We start from the raw sequence: 16589 nt of genomic DNA on the forward strand, positions 1-16589 counted from the left end.
TACGCGAAGCGGGGAAAACGCGGTTGACGATGGGTGAAGTCTACCTTGACATGAAATTTCGCTATTAACTGGTTGAAGAGGCTACGGCTGTTGAGGCTGAATACGCGCGCCTGAGCAAACTGGCTATGTCTCTTCAGGATCGCAACTGCTGGAGCCGCGTGGCAACCGTCTGGCTAAACGCGATGGATGCCACGGCTAAGTCTCGCTTACGTGACCAGGCTGTAGTCCGCCGGCATATGTGCATGCAAAAGGCCAAAGTCTCAAGGCCGAAGCCGAGCGCAGACGCGTGGGGTGGCATCTAATGAAAGCCCATTTACTGCGCCACTTTGAGTGCAACGTAATTTTTTATCAAAGCACTCGCACTGCGGCCCTGATGATCGCCGCGCTGATCGTTACCCTGGCTTGGGAGCTGGCAGCCAAATGACTAACTTAGCAAGAATTTACGACAACAAAGCGAAGACAGAAACCAACATCACAACCCGCAAAACCTACCTTCTGGACGTCGAAGAGCTGTATGTCGAAAGTGGTTACAACATACGAGAAATCGACCAGACCCACGTCGAAGAATTCCGCGACGCCTTTATCGCTGGTGAGCATGTGCCTCCGCTCGCTGTGCAGGTCACTGAGCAGAGCATTAAGATCATCGACGGTCATCACCGTTATCACGGTGCGAAGCTGGCTAAAGAGGCTGGTACGACATTCGCCTGGAGTGCAAAGGCTTCGTTGGCAGCGAAGCAGACCGCATCGCCTTCATTGTCACAAGCAGCCAAGGCCGCGCGCTGGAACCGCTGGAACGCGCCGCTGCGTATCAGCGTCTTGTCAATCAGGGCTGGGAGCCAGCAGAGATTGCGAAGAAGGTGAAGCGCTCAGTTGCAGACGTAAATCACCATCTTGCGCTGCTGACCGTGGGTGACGGCCTGATTGAGATGGTTAAGACCGACGAAGTAGCGGCAACCACTGCAGTTGCACTGGCCCGTGAGCAAGGTGTGCAGGCGTCGAAAGTAGCACAGCAGCAGTTGGAGAAAGTAAAAATTTTTGGCAAGAAAAAGCTCACTCGTGCAGAAGTAATTCCCAAATTTAATTCAATAAAAGCAATAAGGTTGCTCGATATATTGATAAACCAGAAAGTGGACCTTATAGGAGGTAAAAACTGCATCTTACTGGAGATTTCGATATCTTTAGATGTTATGGGGATTATAAATGTCTACGAAGACTTTATTTTAGGAAGATAACATCTAGCTTTTAAAGGAGGCGTGTTAAAAGTATAAGGTGTTTCTAAGCAACACCTTATGCTAGATTAAAATCTAAACTGCTAGTTATGTATTATTTTGTAATTAGTTGTGCTTTCCGAAGGAAATTATCAATCTTAAACTTTTGACTTGGCAAATTCGTTAAAAATTCAAAAGTAGTTTGTTTGCATGGAGGTGACGTTTGCAAGGTTACTATTAGTTTGTCTTGGTCAACATAACCTTTATTGGACCCCCATTCTAAATATTTATTTAAATAATCAGCCTTTTGATGATCGCGTGTGCGGCTAAAATACTTTACGATCGCAATTGGTGTGCCAGTTATCATAATAAACAATCCAATAGCTGGCATAACTGTGACCCAATCAGGCTGATACATATTGGTAAAACCAAACTTGTCATGAATGAAGCCATAAATGGTCGGAATACAAACAGGGATTATACCGATTAGCAGGTAAAGTATAAATATTCCTGCCGGACCTGCAAGACCCAGTAGTGAGAGCGATGAGCTATTATTGGCTACGCTTAGTTGTACACCAGACCAAAAATCCTGTGCCTCAGGGTTGCTCTTGTTAATCCAATTAGGGATATCAAGCCGCTTCAGCCGGTTTAGTTTGTTTTTGTTGCGTAGTGAGATAAGCTTATCTAGAGCATCACTGAGTGCGCTATAGTTAGATGGTTTTTCATCATAAAGATTATCATTAATATTCGCATTGATTCCGTATTGGTTCACAGAATAAGGCCTCCGCCAAAGAAGAAAGCTCCAATAACAAGCATTAAATATCCAATTGTAACTGCAAAGAATGAGTAAATGTTGATGCGTTTGCTAGATGTCGCTGTTATATAATGAGGCTTTCCAGCTTCAGGTGGGTAATTTAAAGCATAAGAAATAACTTCTTCTTGATCGTAATTTGCAATAATACTTTTTACACTTCTGCGTAATAAGTAGAAAATTGTGAGCATTGTGCAACCAATGAAAAGCATGTTTAGGCTCCGGTAGTAATATGGGCTTCTATATCTTATGCCTTTACTGCGTGGCTTTTATCTTTCATGCAGCTTCGAATTTTCAGTTAATCCTTTTGAATGACAATTAACCAAAAGGTTTTAGTCAAATCATCGGTATTTTGTGGAATATGACCAGCTTTCAGGGAATATAAGGCTGTTAAGTCCGATTGTTCCATAACACTAGTAATTTTCCAGCCTGCTTTAGATAAGCTCGGAATGGTGCCGGTTAATCCACTACCGCAGGTAAATGAAGTTTCGTTCGAAAGAGATGATTCTTTGTTAGATTGTAGCAGCGATTTAGTCCGGCAAACATTAGCATCATTTGCATGAACTGTAGCCGCAACCAAGCATAAAGAGAGAACTGATGCCGACAATGATAAGGTTCTAAACATATATGTACCTATGCGCTTTAAAGATAATTTCATTTAATACATGAGGTTGGAGCGAATTATTTTGTTTATCTACAAGCAAATAGTGTTGCAATTTTTGGCTGACATTTCTTGCATGGACAAAGTGCTATATAATTTATACTAAAAAAAATATTAAGTGAATAACTTAATTCATAAATATGTATGAACATACCATTGGTTTTTTACTCTGAAAATCTCTATTTTCTTGAAGTTTAGCTCTAAAAAAATTGTATTAATAGCTTAAAATGAATGATTGTTAACAGATGTCTAGCCACATTCTCAGCTATATTCAAGATCAAACCCACAGGTTATAGTTCGTGAGCGGCCCAAGGGAACAGCCCTATCGCCGCAAAGGTTGCTCCCGTTCATTTGCAGATGAGGGACCGGATAAATAAAATGGTGTGGTGAGAAAGAATGAATCAACTTTTAGTGATTGATCTGGTTTCCGTGCGTCGTGACCAAGATGGACGTTACTGCCTGAACGATTTTCATCGGCAGCTGGAGCTGAGGATCGCCATAGCCCGAACCGCTGGACCCGAACCGAATCCTTCAACAGCCTACTTTCTGAGCTAACGCCAGAAATGGCGTTTGCCCCTGTTGATGTTCAACGCGGTGGCATTAATCCCGGCACCGATGTCTGCAAAGAACTGATATACGCATACGCTATGTGGATTAGCGCGGCGTTTCACCTCAAGGAAATCCGCACCTTCGACTCTATAGCCAGCCAGTCACCACATGGCGGACCGGCTTTCTCCGATCGCATTCAGGCTGGTATTGTCCTGCTAGAGTCGGCAGCTATAACACTAAATCTCTCCAATTCATCAAAGCTGGGCGCTTAATTGCGCCAGCACGTCCGGGTCGCGAGGTGTTGCAAGAGGTCAGAGAGGTCGTCAAAAAGGTTATCAGTCTGGTAGCAGACCCGGAGTCGCCAGAATCATTTATGCTTCGTCCAAAGCGTAAGCGCTGGGAGAGTGAAAAATATACCCGCTGGGTAAAGTCGCAAAAGTGCACGTGCTGCGGTAAGCAGGCAGACGACCCGCACCACATCATTGGACACGAACAGGGAAGGATGGGAACAAAGGCGCATGACTTATTTGTGATATCGCTTTGCAGAGCGCATAACGATGAGTTGCACCGGGACATGAGGAAGTTTGAAAGCAAATACGGCAGCCAGATTGAAATGCTGTTCAGATTTCTCGATCACGCAATTGCAGTTGGCGTAATCGGGGCAGATAAAAAATAAAAGGTGTGGAGATAATTAAATTCGTGACATACCAGATGTTTTGGATAGTTGGGCTGACTGGGCGCGGTCAGAAATTAGTGGCGTTGACTATTCTCCGATCGCAGCAGGTTTTAGAGGCTTATTGCCGCAAAAGTCGAAAATGGAACTTTCTTGTAATGATGATGATGGGCTAATTATCGATTCTTGTCTTTGAAGGCTTAAGGAAAAAAGACCAGATGAGCACAAGTTAATTGTGCTTTATTATCTTTTTAAAATCCCTAAACGTAAAGTAGCTAAGCAATTAAGATGCGATGCAAAATAGTTCGCACCAAGATACAGATGGCTGAAGGGTTTGTTGAAGGATGTCTTTCTTGGCTCGATATTAAGCTTGATATCGAATAGTTTCGAATAAGGCAGCTAGTCCGCCTCTTTTTTGCACTTTCCATAATCTCTTTACGAATTTCATTACTTTCAGAACGGTGTATGAGGAAGCTTTTGAAAGATTGTATTTCATCCATTATGGATTTTATAGACATGAAAGAGGCCAGGCAAGAAAAAATCATTCCGCCTGAAAGTGAAACGAAGTAATTATAATATTTGTGGTTATTCGGAATTGCATAAAAGCCTAATGCGATAACAAGCGAGCATAAGAGGTAGTAAGCGAATAACGCAACCAAATGTCGTGATTTCATGGCAAATATTGGCTTTAACCTGCGTAGTTCACTGCTTCTCAAGGAAGGATGTTCGTTGCTATCTGGTAGCTTAAATAAAGCCTGAATACAATAACCAGCAGGAAAAATCATTAGGCCAATCAATATCCACGGAGTCGGATTTTTAAGAATATTGATCTTAAGTTAAATAGAGTAGAATATAAAAACAATAGCGAAGGCTAATATAAAAAGACTTAAGAATTTCTTAAAGCTCATTCTAGCCTCCGTTGAACTTACTTGCTTTCAATTTCACCTGAGCTAGTCCTAGAGAAAAGCCATTTATGTATCTGTAAATATAAATGGTTTTCGTCAATAAGTTCATTGTTGTATTGGACGCTTATGCTTCCTGAGAGCTTTAAGTCACTAACTTTAATTATTCCACCGCCTTGCAATTGTATCTCAATATCATCGCTATCCGTGTGCCTTAAGCTTGAGGCAAGCGTATCCATTACGCGCTGCCCATCAGATGTTGTTTTTCTCAGGTATGTAATTTCAAGATTTACTTGCAAGTTTGATTCATCTAGGGAATCTTCGAAACGTAAATTATCAAACCAATCTTCTCCAAAAGCCGCTTTTAGAATACTTCCGCCTTTACCTGTTGGCATAAAACGGACTTTTATTACTTTCTCAACCGAGCTAGCAGTTTCTATTTTTTCAAGAAGGTTAGGCGAACTCTTCATCACTACTTCGCCAGCATCATTTTTCGATTTAACCGGTACGCTGCCTAATGCAATTTTTTAAACAGGTGTGGAGTCCATTTTTACAATAACCTCTGCTGAGGGTTTGCCTCGCAACATAAGAGTACTGGTTTCACTAAAAGAGCTACTGTAACTGTGGATTAGCCAACCTAAGTATGTTTCCAGATCTCTGGCTCGAAGAGAACTAGAATTGACAATAACTATATGATTACGAAGAGCGCCGAAGTACAAAATAAAATCAATAAATTCTCGCTTAACCTTCTCTTTGTCTTCAGCAGCTGAGTTTTCCTCACCATCAAGCTTGATTTTTTCAGATGTGATTGCGTTTATGTTGTAGAGCGCAACGTCATCACTAATTGTCATCAGAGCCTGGTTTTTGCCCTGTTCAAACAAAATGAACTAGCCGAACAAAATTGTTTGAAACGTGTTACTTCGGTTAATTAAAAGATATCCACTCTCACTGTCTGAAGGGCTTATCAGCTCTCTACGCATCCCAACTTTTGGCGCAGTTCCATCCTCTAAAAGAATAGATTCGAGAATCTCCTGAAGGTTGGATGAGCAGCTGGATAAACTACCAAGCTTGTAGTGAAAAGATTTATGACAGCTTGTCTTAATCATTTGGAATTCTTCAAAGTGCCACTTAGGATAAAATTTACGTTTAATCAGTCAGACAAGTTGTTATGAGTGCTATCTTTCTGTTAGAAGTGGTTAGAAGAGCTAACGATATAGGAAAAGTTTAAAAAAGCATTAACGCGGTCCGCAAAATGATGTGTATTCTGATAAAGAGTGTTCTTCGCACAGCTATTTATCTATAAAATGCTGCGCCTTAGCAGACTTTTCTTCCACACAAGACCAATGGCGCTTACCGCTACGTGCCACCAGCTTTATTGGCGTATGCACCGTACTGCACACACGAAGAGCCTTTCATATTGTGGAGAGTGCAAAATCAAAAGTTACCGCTTTTGAGATTACTTGAGACATGAAAATTTCCCTGTGCCGACGGGCAGAGTAGTTAACTATGTCTGGCCAGTCGATTACTGCTGCTCAGTATCCAAAACTATATGCGCTGTATGGCTCAAAACTTCCAGACCTTCGCAGCCAGTTTATTCGTGGCTGGGCAAATGACGGGTCTGTGGACGCCGGGCGTGCGCTGCTGGCTTAAAAGGGAGACGCAATCAGGAACATTACAGGTGCGGCTACACCTACAGCGAGACCTGGACTGACCTATTTACAGACCACGGGATTCCAGGGGGCCTTAACTGCATTTGGAGTTACAACAATTCAGCCACTGACAGGGTTTGGCACTTCTACCCCTTCGCAATTTACCGGGATTTACCTGGACGCAAGCAAATCTGTTCCTACAGCCAGCGAAAACCGACCAGTCAACATTGCATTTAACTACATCGTGACGGGCATCTGATGAAAGAGCCACATGCTACTTTTGGCGAAGACGGGAACGCAACCGAGACCGGATTTGCGCACTGCTATTCGTATAGCGGAGAAACTTCAGAGTTTCTGGGTGAGTTTAACTTCTGGACGCTGATTGGCTCTGGAATTCCCGCTAATACAACAATGACGCCCCCGCCAGAAGTGACCACAGGAATGGTTGCGACTTTTAAGGATGGTGACTGGGTGCAGGAGGAAGACCATAGAGGAGAAACGGTTTATTCAACCGATGACCAGTCTTCAGTTTTAGTTAGCAAAATTGGCGATTATCCAGATGGATTCACGCCAATAAAGCCCGCAACTGTTTACGACAAATGGGATGGGACGAAGTGGGAAACAGATGGAGACGCGAAAAAAGAGCGTGACATAGCAGAAGCAAATCGACAGAAGCAGATAGTTTCTGCCGACCATGGCAAACTCAGCTTTTGCTGGGCATCATTACTGATGATGATAAGGCATCTCTTACAGCGTGGATGAAGTATTATCAGTCCGTACAATCAGTTAACACAACTAAAACTCCGAGTATTTCATGGCTAGACAAGCCATAATATTAAGGGCTGGCCTTCCAGCCCATTAATTTAAACGTGTTCATCTAAATTTTTGCCATTTAGCAATAATTTTAAAATAGCGATCTTCCAATATTTATAAATCTCTTTTCAATTATAACCCAAGAAAAAATACCTAGCAGCATTGACGCAGCTATTGAAATAATTGTGTGCTCGTACAGCCCCAAACTAGGTGCAACTCTAGATATAACCTGTTGAGTAGTCCAACCCCATAGATAGATACCATAAGATATGTCATGCTTAGGTTTTAAGTTAAGTAATGGTTTGAATGATGCGATACATAGTAAAATGTAAAAAGATGAAATATAGAAAATGAAAGGATAAAGAACGAATTTAGAAGAATAACATAAAGCCACTATAGATAAAGCAAATAATGTTGCATTTATTCTTATTTTTTCCTTAAATGCTGAGAACAATACTCCGCAAGAGAAACAGTATGCAAGCATCCCCCTCTCCATACCGCGCTCATTAAACACAAGAAAACCATCAGTTTGAAATAGGCTTATGATGCATATAAAGAAAAATGCAATCAAGACAGATGTCTTTTTGTCCAGAAACTTTACAGAGAAGGCAGCAAGAAGAATAGAGTAAGATAACATTTCATATGGTATTGTCCAAATCGAACCATTTATAACTGACGAGTTGTTATCTTCATAGCCAAAAACGCCATTTATTCTATAGTCTGTAATCATAAGCGAGTTGTTAATTAGGTATTTGTATGGCCTGCTTGAATAAAAATATTCACTGATGCTACCGTCAAAGAAGCAAGGGAGGATGAAAAAGCATGTTATCATGCAGAAAAAAACAAGGGCTGGAATGATTCTAAACACTCTTGAAGCAATGAAATGAGACGTGTTTTTATTTAGCAGCAAGGAGTTTGTTACCACAAGCCCGCTTATAAAAAAGAAAATCTTAACAGCGAAAGAGCCAGAATAGTCAAAGGGTAAAAATGAAGAAAAATAATCACTTCCTTTGGCCGTAGGCACGATAACAAAAGAGTGCCCATAAATAACAACTGACGCACATATTATCCTTATGATGTCTAAATTATTTTTATCTTTTTTAAGTGCCTCTGATAGCAACATTTAACTCACCCCTGACAAAATAAATTAATTGGGCGAAAAGGGCCAGCACAATCGACACAATCAGAAATTGAACCGAAAGCATGATAACCATAATGGTTGTTAATGTAAGTTAAATTGCATCAAAATGATAATATTTCGTTAAGTTTTAACATTTAGATTAGACGCTTCACAAGCAGAGCGCCTGAAAAGATTTACAAAAACTCCGGCGACGGGGCAGCTACATGCCGCGTCTGTCTCAGCAGGCTACGGAGTGAGTGATTACAGTTTAGTCATTCACGCCGACACCTTCCCAAAAAATCCCTTTCCCATCATGCTCTTTACAAGAACTTAAAACGCAGCAGCTTGCCAAAAACTTCGCTTGATAGATCTGTATTTATATACAGTTATCTTGGGGGGAACTATTATGCCGCGCGATTACGAAAAAGAAGTAGCGTTCAGAAATGCAATAAAGCAAGACGCGAGAGGCCGCCGTACAGTCACGACTGTCGATTTTGTCCAGGAACTGGCGAAGCTTAACTGGCATTTCTCGCTGAAAGAAGCCAATCGATGGGTTGAGATTTACACATGCACTTTCCGCTACGTTTCAACGCAAGAAGGGGAGAAGCGTACCTTTGAAGTGTTCAACAAGAGCGGGGGCATCTGATGGGATTCCCTTTTCCAGCTGAGGACTATATCCAGCGCAGATTGACTGTAAACGATCTCGTCGTGCACAACCCTTTGTCTACTTTGTTCATTGAACGCGATGAGAGGATGCTTGCTGTTGATCGCGCGGCATGGGTTAAACGGGAGGACAAAGTGGCGCTTGTTTATGACGGAGTGTCCCTGATAGCTCGGACGGGAGACCGTTGTCTCATTACAGACGACGGACAAAAAATCGCGGGGGATGCGCTCGACGGGGTCGTTACACTCGGTAAAGTGACTTACGAAATTATGAGCGTCTGGCGTGATAATGGGCCAGTTTAGCCATGGCATAGAAGCACATTCTCTGACTGGTTTTGCCACCATTTCGCCATAGTTTTGCCATCGTAAAATCCAGGCATAAAAAAAGCAGTCTTAACAGGCTGCTTTATTTGGGAATTTTGGTCGGCACGAGAGGATTTGAACCTCCGACCCCTGATAGCCCATGACAGTGCTGGTCAGTGGCCTAATATTTGGCAACCTTTTTAAGGTTCGAAAAGGTTCTCGATTTTTCGAACGAATTCACGAAAACTCCCAATTCCTTATCTGCACCTAAAAGAAATTTTCCTAATTTTTCAGAATAATGATTATCACCATCAAGCGCTACATGAGCTATTAACCCATCTAAATATATTCTACAGAATAAATATTCTCGCGGGGCATACGGAGAAAGATCGAAATTTTGTATTTCAATTATAGGTGTTCTATTATGCGGCACACCTCTATTACCTATTTGATGCAATCTCACAGGAAATTCTTCTGAGTTTAGCAGGTTCTTAGAAGCAACAGCCAATCTCAGTCTTTCAACTAAATCATGATGCAAAATCACATCACTCATGTCATCCCTTGTCGATGCAGCTGCACGCCAAACGATACTTAGAAAGAAAAGCTTCAAAGCTGAACTGTCAATGTTTTTTAATATTCTTACTCCAAATCCTTCGTCATTAATAGGAATGTACATTTGATTTTCAGCAAGACGATCTTGATAAGTAGGCCATCCGCTCCAAACCAAATGATTCTTTCGCAGAGCCTTTATAGCTTTGTCATCAATATCACGGAGTATTTTTTCACCTTCATCAATAACAAGCTGATTGTCATACCAGCCTTGAAACCTTTTCTTAATAGGCCCTTCTAAGCGCTTTTCTATAGCTCTCTCACCCGTCTTGCTAAGTAATGTTAAAGCCCGAGGGAGTATATGGGAATCAACGAAAGCACCTTTTAAACCAGTCAGTTTGCAAACTCCAAGATTGGCTTTATGCTGTTTTTTCGCCATGAAATTTCCTTTTTAAAAGCTAACTTTAAAAAAGCCTTTGATAAATAACATTGATTTTAAAAGAGTATTAATATGTCTGAGATAGAACATGGCGTCTATAACTCAATATAAATTTTTCAAGAACCTGAAGAGCCAACCATTTCCCTGTGTACATAAATATGTACATATATTGAGATTGTTTCTGGTATTTTTATATAGAAAACAATTTAATAGATTGCTTTAACTATATATCCATTTAACTAAGGGGACGGCGGCGCGCAGTATAGCGTAAAAGCGCCGCAAGAATAACCCAACTGCGGCGCGTTTGCTCATTTCCTCAACAGCTTAGCGCTGCTCTTCCTGCTGCTTCGCTTCACGCTGCTTCGACTTTGCTTCTTCTTTCGCCGCCTCGCTCATATCGTTACGGATTTGCGCATGGCTAATCAGCGCGAAAATCAGCGTGCCGCCGGTAAGGTTGCCGAGCAGCGTCGGCAGCGCGAATGGCCAGATAAACGCCTGCCAGCTAACCTGTCCGGTAAAGACCAGATAAAGGACCTCCACCGAACCCACCACGATATGCGCCAGATCGCCCAGCCCCACCAGCCAGGTCATCATTACGATCACGATAAGCTTGGTGGCGCCCGCCTGCGGCATCATCCAGACCATTGTGGCGATTATCCAGCCGGAGATCACCGCATTGGCAAACATCTCGCCGGGCGTATTTTCCATCACCTTCAGGCTGATGGTGCTAAACGCGTGGCGCGTGGCGTCGTCAAAAATCGGCATCTCCGCAAAGGCGAGCGAGGCGAGCGCGGTGCCGATCAGGTTGCCCAGCAGCACCAGCGCCCACAGCCGCAGCAGCAGGCCGATATTGCCCAGCGTCGGTTTGTGCATCACCGGCAATACCGCCGTCACCGTGTTTTCGGTAAAGAGCTGCTGGCGCGCCATAATGACAATGACGAAGCCAAAGGTGTAGCCGAGGTTTTCCAGCAGAAAAGCGCCGGGCAGGCCGTCGAGATGCACGTGGAAAATCCCTTTCGCCATCAGCGAGGCGCCCATCGACAGGCCAGCCGCAATCGCTGACCAGAGCAGCGCCATGCCGTCACGCTCCAGCTCCTTTTCGCCATCCTGGCGGATCTCTTCATGTATCGCCGCCGCGCGCGAGGGCAGGGCGTCTTCATTTACCTCGATTTCAGTGCCTTGTTCTTTCTCTTCGCTATCGACATCGTTTTCATCCTGGTGAACAGATGGGGAAGGTTTCATGTTTACTCCTTGTTATTATTGCTGCGCGCAATAAGCGTAGTCTGTTTTGGCGGGGGCGAAATGTAACTGGCTTTCCGATGAAGCGTTACAAAGTTTTAACGCTGGCTATTTATTGGGCATATTCGCTGCGGAAGAGGCATAACCATCAAGCCTGGCGCGCCGCGCCGCACGGCATGGGCTTCGGACCATAACAACCTTGTGCTATTATCCTGGCCTCTTTTTACCAGGCGCGACACCTCCTGCATGTTCGAAGTCATTAATCTATCTTGCGTTCGCGACGAACGCATCCTGTTTCAGGGTTTGTCGTTCGAAGTGGCGGCAGGCGATATCGTGCAGGTCGAAGGGCCGAACGGCGCGGGAAAAACCTCGCTGCTGCGCCTGCTGGCCGGGCTGAGTCGGCCGGAGGAGGGCGAAGTGCGCTGGCAAAACCAGCCTGTACGCCAACAGCGCGAACAGTGGCATCAAAGCCTGCTTTTTCTTGGTCATCAGCCGGGCGTAAAAGCGGTACTATCGCCGCTGGAAAATCTGCGCTTTTATCATCCGGACCGCGCCGAATCGCAGATATTCGACGCGCTTGAGTGCGTCGATCTGCTGGGCTACGAAGAGGTGCCGGTGGCGCAGCTTTCGGCGGGACAGCAGCGGCGCGTGGCGCTGGCCCGGCTCTGGCTCAGCGACGCCGCGCTCTGGATTCTGGATGAGCCGCTGACGGCGATAGATAAAGAGGGTGTGGAAAAATTAATGAGGCGTTTTACGCAACATGCCGATAAGGGCGGAGCGGTTATTCTCACCACGCATCAGGATCTGCCAAAAAGCCATGCGCGGGTGCGTAAAATACGGCTTACTGGCGCGGAGCTAATCTGATGACCCTGCGCGTTATTCAGCGCGAGTTGCGCATCGCCTTTCGCAGCGGCGCAGAGGTGGTTAACCCGCTCTGGTTCTTTCTGATTGTGATAACGCTGTTTCCGCTCGGTATCGGGCCGGAGCCGCAGCAGCTGGCGCGCATTGCGCCGGGCGTGGTCTGGGTCGCCGCCTTGCTCTCATCGCTGCTGGCGCTGGAGCGGCTGTTTCGCGATGATTTTCTCGACGGCTCGCTGGAGCAGCTGTTGCTGCTGCCAGCGCCGCTGCCGGTCACCGTGTTGGGTAAAGTGATCGCCCACTGGCTGGTGACGGGGCTGCCGTTGATCCTGCTGTCGCCGCTGGCGGCGCTGCTGCTGTCGCTCGATTTCAACAGCTGGCTGGCGATGGCGCTGACGCTCTTGCTCGGCACGCCGACCTTCAGCTTTCTCGGCGCGATAGGCGTCGCGCTGACGGTAGGGCTGCGGCGCGGCGGCGTGCTGCTGAGCCTGCTGGTTCTGCCGCTGGCGGTGCCGGTGCTGATTTTTGCCAGCGCGGCGATCGACGCGGCGGGGCAGGGCTTGCCGATCGGCGGTTATCTGGCGATCCTCGGCGCAATGCTGGCAGCCAGCGCGACGCTGGCGCCGTTCGCCACCGCCGCCGCGCTGCGTATCGCGCTGCACTGAACCGCACATGCGTCAGACATGTCGGGAATGCTAATTTTTTAACCTGTGAGCAATGCAACATGTGGAAATGGTTACATCAGCTGGCGAGGCCGGAGCGGCTTTATCAACTCTGCGGGCGTTTAATTCCCTGGTTTGCCGTGGCGAGCGCGGCGACGCTGCTGCTCGGCTGGGTGTGGGGCTTCGGTTTCGCGCCGGCTGATTACCAGCAGGGCGATAGCTTCCGCATTATGTATATTCACGTTCCGGCGGCGATGTGGTCGATGGGCGTTTATGCAGCGATGGCGGTCGCCGCCTTTACCGGGCTGGTGTGGCAGATGAAGATGGCCGACCTGGTGTCGACCGCCATGGCGCCGGTCGGCGCGGTCTTTACCTTTATCGCGCTTATCACCGGTTCCGCCTGGGGCAAGCCGATGTGGGGCACCTGGTGGATTTGGGACGCGCGTCTTACGTCGGAGCTGGTGCTGCTCTTCCTCTATATGGGCGTGATGGCGCTCTATCAGTCGTTTGACGATCGCCGCACAGCGGGACGCGCGGCGGGCATTCTGATTCTGGTCGGCGTCATCAATCTGCCGATTATTCACTTCTCTGTGCAGTGGTGGAATACCCTGCATCAGGGATCGTCGGGCATTCTGCAGCAGGCGATCGCGCCGAGCATGCGCACGCCGCTGCGCTGGGCAATCCTCGGCTATCTGCTGCTGTTCATCACGCTGACGCTGATGCGCCTGCGCAATCTCATTCTCTACACCGAACGTCACCGCCCCTGGGTTGCGGAGATCGCTAACGGAGGTCGTAAAGCATGACGCCCGCTTTCTCTTCCCTTTCTGCTTTTTTTGCGATGGGCGGCTACGCCTTTTACGTCTGGCTGGCGGTGATCTGCACCCTTATTTCGCTTGGCGCGCTGCTGCTGCATACGCTGCTGCAGCGTCGCCGCTTGCTGGCCGAGATCCGCCAGCGTCAGTCCAGGGAGCGCCGTATCCGTTCGGCGAAAATGAAACAGGCCGCCGGTGAAGCGGCAGGAGATCCAATGTGAATACCCGTCGTCGTCAGCGCCTGTACGTTGTCATCGCGATACTGGTGGGGCTGGGCCTCGCCACGTCGCTGGTTATGTATGCGCTGCGTTCCAATATCGACCTGTTCTACACCCCAAGCGAAATTCTTTACGGCAAAGGGGAAGATCATCAGAAGCCGGAGGCGGGGCAGCGCCTGCGCGTCGGCGGGATGGTGATGCCGGGCAGCGTGAAGCGCGACCCAAATACGCTTGCGGTCTCCTTTAAGCTTTACGACGCCAACGGCGTGGTGAGCGTCAGCTTCGAAGGCATCCTGCCGGACCTGTTCCGCGAAGGGCAGGGCGTCGTCGCCCAGGGCGTGCTGGAAGAGGGCAATCTGATCAACGCCAAAGAGGTGCTGGCGAAGCATGACGAGAAATATACGCCGCCGGAAATCGAGGATGCGATGAAGAAGAACCACAAGAGCCCGCAGGCGCTGGCGGAACAGGCGAGAACGCAGTCATGATGCCTGAGATTGGAAGTTTTCTGCTCTGCCTGGCGATGGGCATCGCGCTGCTGTTAAGCGTCTATCCGCTGTGGGGCGCGCTACGTCAGGATGGCCGCCTGATGGGGCTGGCGCGTCCGCTGGCGAGCGGGCTGTTTCTTTGCATCGCCGCCGCTTTCCTGGTGCTGGTACACGCCTTTGTGGTCAACGACTTTACCGTCGCCTATGTCGCCGCCAACTCCAATACGCTGCTGCCGGTCTATTACCGCATCGCCGCGACCTGGGGCGCGCATGAAGGTTCGCTGCTGTTGTGGGTGCTACTACTCAGCACCTGGACGCTGGCGGTAGCAATTTTCAGCCGCGGCATGCCGCAGGATGCGCTGGCGCGCGTGCTGGCGGTTATGGGGATGATCAATCTCGGTTTTCTGCTGTTTATTATCCTTACCTCGAACCCTTTTACCCGCACGCTGCCGGACTTTCCCATCGACGGGCGCGATCTCAACCCGATGCTGCAGGATATCGGCCTGATCTTCCATCCGCCGCTGCTCTATATGGGCTATGTCGGCTTCTCGGTCGCCTTCGCCTTCGCCATCGCCTCGCTGATGGCGGGACGGCTGGATACCGCCTGGGCGCGCTGGTCGCGGCCCTGGACCACCGCGGCCTGGGTGTTTCTCACCATCGGCATCGTGCTGGGATCGGCATGGGCCTATTATGAGCTCGGCTGGGGCGGCTGGTGGTTCTGGGACCCGGTTGAGAACGCCTCCTTTATGCCGTGGCTGGCGGGCACCGCGCTGATGCACTCGCTGGCGGTCACGGAAAAACGCGGCACCTTTAAGGCCTGGACAGTGCTGCTTGCGATTACCGCCTTTTCCCTCAGCCTGCTCGGGACTTTTCTGGTGCGCTCCGGCGTGCTGGTATCGGTGCACTCCTTCGCTTCCGACCCGGCGCGCGGCATGTTTATCCTCGCTTTCCTGGTGATCGTTATCGGCAGCTCGCTGTTGCTCTACGCCATTAAGGGCGGACAGGTGCGCAGTCGGGTGCAGAACGAAACCTGGTCGCGCGAATCTTTTCTGCTCGGCAACAACGTGCTGCTGATCGCCGCCATGCTGGTGGTGCTGCTCGGAACGCTGCTGCCGCTGGTACACAAGCAGCTCGGCCTCGGCAGCATCTCCGTGGGCGAACCCTTCTTTAACACCATGTTCAGCTGGCTGATGGCGCCGTTCGCGCTGATGCTCGGCATCGGGCCGCTGGTGCGCTGGCGTCGCGACGAGCCGCAGAAGCTGTGGCGTCGGCTGGCGCTGGCGCTGGCAGTGACCCTGGCCTGTTCGATTCTGCTCCCCTGGCTGCTGCAGGATCGCATCGAGGCGATGACGGTGGTTGGGCTGCTGATGTCGGTGTGGATTATCGTGCTGACGCTGATGGAACTGCACGAGCGCGCCACCCATCGTCACTCCTTGTTGCGCGGCCTGCGTCATCTGTCGCGCAGCCACTGGGGCATGGTGCTGGGCCATCTTGGCGTCGGCGTGACGGTGATCGGCATCGCCTTCAGCACGCAGTACAGCGTCGAGCGCGACGTGCGCATGAAAGCGGGCGACAGCGTCGATATTCACAGCTATCACTTTGTGTTCCGCGACGTGCATAACCTGCAGGGCCCGAACTACAGCGGCGGCGTCGGCATTATCGACGTCAGCCGCAACGGCAAGCCTGAAGCGGTGCTGCACGCCGAAAAACGCTTCTACACCGCTGCGCGCACCATGATGACCGAAGCGGCGATCGACGGCGGCTTTACCCGCGATCTGTATGCCGCGCTGGGCGAAGAGCTGGATAACGGCTCCTGGGCGGTGCGTATCTACTACAAACCCTTTGTGCGCTGGATCTGGTTCGGCGGCGTGTTTATGGCGGTCGGCGGCTTGCTCTGTCTGCTCGATCCGCGTTACCGCTCGCGGAAAAAAGCCGCGCGGGAGGAACGGGCATGAACAAAAAAATCCTCTTTATT

Annotated in this window: 18 protein-coding genes and 4 pseudogenes; 14 read left to right on the plus strand and 8 right to left on the minus strand. The window is 48.5% G+C overall.

What is annotated here, in order from left to right; genetic code table 11:
• The first annotated feature begins 125 nt into the window (after positions 1–125).
• Positions 126–302: a PerC family transcriptional regulator gene (locus B3797_RS19635; protein ID WP_414693097.1), complete on the plus strand. Its 177-nt coding sequence runs from the start codon at positions 126–128 to the stop codon at positions 300–302.
• Between the two features lie 118 nt (positions 303–420).
• Positions 421–1232: pseudogene (locus tag B3797_RS15620) on the plus strand (ParB/RepB/Spo0J family partition protein).
• A 91-nt stretch (positions 1233–1323) separates the two neighbouring features.
• Here B3797_RS15620 and B3797_RS15625 read toward each other — a convergent pair.
• The 3 genes from B3797_RS15625 to B3797_RS15635 all read right to left on the minus strand — a co-directional run bounded on the left by B3797_RS15625 (position 1324) and on the right by B3797_RS15635 (position 2677).
• Positions 1324–1980 carry a hypothetical protein gene (locus B3797_RS15625; protein WP_311791548.1) on the minus strand — a complete coding sequence of 219 codons (657 nt, stop codon included), beginning with the start codon at positions 1978–1980 and terminating at the stop codon, positions 1324–1326.
• The gene (locus tag B3797_RS15630; protein WP_311791549.1) at positions 1977–2231 is read right to left on the minus strand and encodes a hypothetical protein; all 255 of its coding nucleotides are present in this window, start codon (positions 2229–2231) and stop codon (positions 1977–1979) included. Before B3797_RS15630 ends, B3797_RS15625 begins: the two co-directional genes overlap by 4 nt.
• Positions 2232–2317: 86 nt before the next feature.
• Positions 2318–2677 (minus strand): hypothetical protein, encoded by a 360-nt coding sequence (locus B3797_RS15635; RefSeq protein ID WP_311791550.1) that lies wholly within the window; start codon positions 2675–2677, stop codon positions 2318–2320.
• 458 nt (positions 2678–3135) lie between these two features.
• Between B3797_RS15635 and B3797_RS15640 the strand changes: the two genes are divergently transcribed.
• The 3 genes and pseudogenes from B3797_RS15640 to B3797_RS15650 all read left to right on the plus strand — a co-directional run bounded on the left by B3797_RS15640 (position 3136) and on the right by B3797_RS15650 (position 4286).
• The gene (locus tag B3797_RS15640) at positions 3136–3501 is read left to right on the plus strand and encodes a KilA-N domain-containing protein (RefSeq protein WP_311791577.1); all 366 of its coding nucleotides are present in this window, start codon (positions 3136–3138) and stop codon (positions 3499–3501) included.
• Positions 3502–3548: 47 nt separating this feature from the next.
• Positions 3549–3905: pseudogene (locus B3797_RS15645) on the plus strand (DUF968 domain-containing protein); the annotation flags it as partial.
• A 19-nt stretch (positions 3906–3924) separates the two neighbouring features.
• Positions 3925–4286, plus strand: a pseudogene (locus tag B3797_RS15650) (antiterminator Q family protein).
• Between the two features lie 541 nt (positions 4287–4827).
• On the opposite strand, the gene B3797_RS15655 reads toward B3797_RS15650, so the two are convergent.
• The gene (locus B3797_RS15655; RefSeq protein ID WP_311791551.1) at positions 4828–5277 is read right to left on the minus strand and encodes a hypothetical protein; all 450 of its coding nucleotides are present in this window, start codon (positions 5275–5277) and stop codon (positions 4828–4830) included.
• 54 nt (positions 5278–5331) lie between these two features.
• Positions 5332–5655, minus strand: a complete 324-nt coding sequence (locus tag B3797_RS15660) for a hypothetical protein (RefSeq protein WP_311791552.1) — start codon at positions 5653–5655, stop codon at positions 5332–5334.
• Positions 5656–6310: 655 nt separating this feature from the next.
• On the opposite strand from B3797_RS15660, the gene B3797_RS19640 reads away from it, so the two are divergent.
• Positions 6311–6454 carry a hypothetical protein gene (locus B3797_RS19640; protein ID WP_414693098.1) on the plus strand — a complete coding sequence of 48 codons (144 nt, stop codon included), beginning with the start codon at positions 6311–6313 and terminating at the stop codon, positions 6452–6454.
• Between the two features lie 440 nt (positions 6455–6894).
• A pseudogene (locus B3797_RS15665) lies at positions 6895–7286 on the plus strand (tail fiber assembly protein).
• Between the two features lie 71 nt (positions 7287–7357).
• On the opposite strand, the gene B3797_RS15670 reads toward B3797_RS15665, so the two are convergent.
• Positions 7358–8389, minus strand: a complete 1032-nt coding sequence (locus tag B3797_RS15670; RefSeq protein ID WP_311791553.1) for an acyltransferase — start codon at positions 8387–8389, stop codon at positions 7358–7360.
• A gap of 403 nt (positions 8390–8792) precedes the next feature.
• Between B3797_RS15670 and B3797_RS15675 the strand changes: the two genes are divergently transcribed.
• Positions 8793–9032 (plus strand): DNA polymerase V, encoded by a 240-nt coding sequence (locus tag B3797_RS15675; RefSeq protein ID WP_311791554.1) that lies wholly within the window; start codon positions 8793–8795, stop codon positions 9030–9032.
• A 501-nt stretch (positions 9033–9533) separates the two neighbouring features.
• On the opposite strand, the gene B3797_RS15680 is transcribed toward B3797_RS15675, so the two are convergent.
• Together B3797_RS15680 and B3797_RS15685 are read right to left on the minus strand one after the other, a co-directional pair.
• Complete coding sequence (locus tag B3797_RS15680; RefSeq protein ID WP_311791555.1) at positions 9534–10340, minus strand: hypothetical protein; 807 nt, start codon at positions 10338–10340, stop codon at positions 9534–9536.
• 324 nt (positions 10341–10664) lie between these two features.
• Entirely contained in the window at positions 10665–11582 is a 918-nt protein-coding gene (locus tag B3797_RS15685) for a formate/nitrite transporter family protein (RefSeq protein WP_120452980.1), read from the minus strand.
• A gap of 243 nt (positions 11583–11825) precedes the next feature.
• On the opposite strand from B3797_RS15685, the gene ccmA reads away from it, so the two are divergent.
• The 6 genes from ccmA to B3797_RS15715 are packed head-to-tail and all read left to right on the plus strand — an operon-like array spanning position 11826 to position 16569.
• Positions 11826–12443, plus strand: coding sequence for a cytochrome c biogenesis heme-transporting ATPase CcmA (ccmA, locus tag B3797_RS15690; RefSeq protein WP_126690033.1), 618 nt, complete (start codon positions 11826–11828; stop codon positions 12441–12443).
• Positions 12443–13102, plus strand: a complete 660-nt coding sequence (gene ccmB, locus B3797_RS15695) for a heme exporter protein CcmB (protein ID WP_311782701.1) — start codon at positions 12443–12445, stop codon at positions 13100–13102. The genes ccmA and ccmB overlap by 1 nt, the downstream gene beginning before the upstream one ends.
• Before the next feature lie 59 nt (positions 13103–13161).
• A complete protein-coding gene (locus B3797_RS15700; protein WP_126690032.1) occupies positions 13162–13902 on the plus strand; it encodes a heme ABC transporter permease in 741 nt (246 codons plus the stop codon).
• A complete protein-coding gene (gene ccmD / locus B3797_RS15705) occupies positions 13899–14132 on the plus strand; it encodes a heme exporter protein CcmD (protein ID WP_120452988.1) in 234 nt (77 codons plus the stop codon). The genes B3797_RS15700 and ccmD overlap by 4 nt, the downstream gene beginning before the upstream one ends.
• A complete protein-coding gene (gene ccmE / locus B3797_RS15710) occupies positions 14129–14614 on the plus strand; it encodes a cytochrome c maturation protein CcmE (RefSeq protein ID WP_120452990.1) in 486 nt (161 codons plus the stop codon). The genes ccmD and ccmE overlap by 4 nt, the downstream gene beginning before the upstream one ends.
• On the plus strand, positions 14611–16569 hold the full coding sequence (locus B3797_RS15715) for a heme lyase CcmF/NrfE family subunit (RefSeq protein WP_269950017.1): 1959 nt from the start codon (positions 14611–14613) through the stop codon (positions 16567–16569). The genes ccmE and B3797_RS15715 overlap by 4 nt, the downstream gene beginning before the upstream one ends.
• Positions 16570–16589: the final 20 nt, after the last annotated feature.

It is taken from the genome of Pantoea sp. UBA5923 (genome assembly GCF_002431095.1).
Taxonomy (GTDB): Bacteria; Pseudomonadota; Gammaproteobacteria; order Enterobacterales; family Enterobacteriaceae; genus Pantoea; species Pantoea piersonii.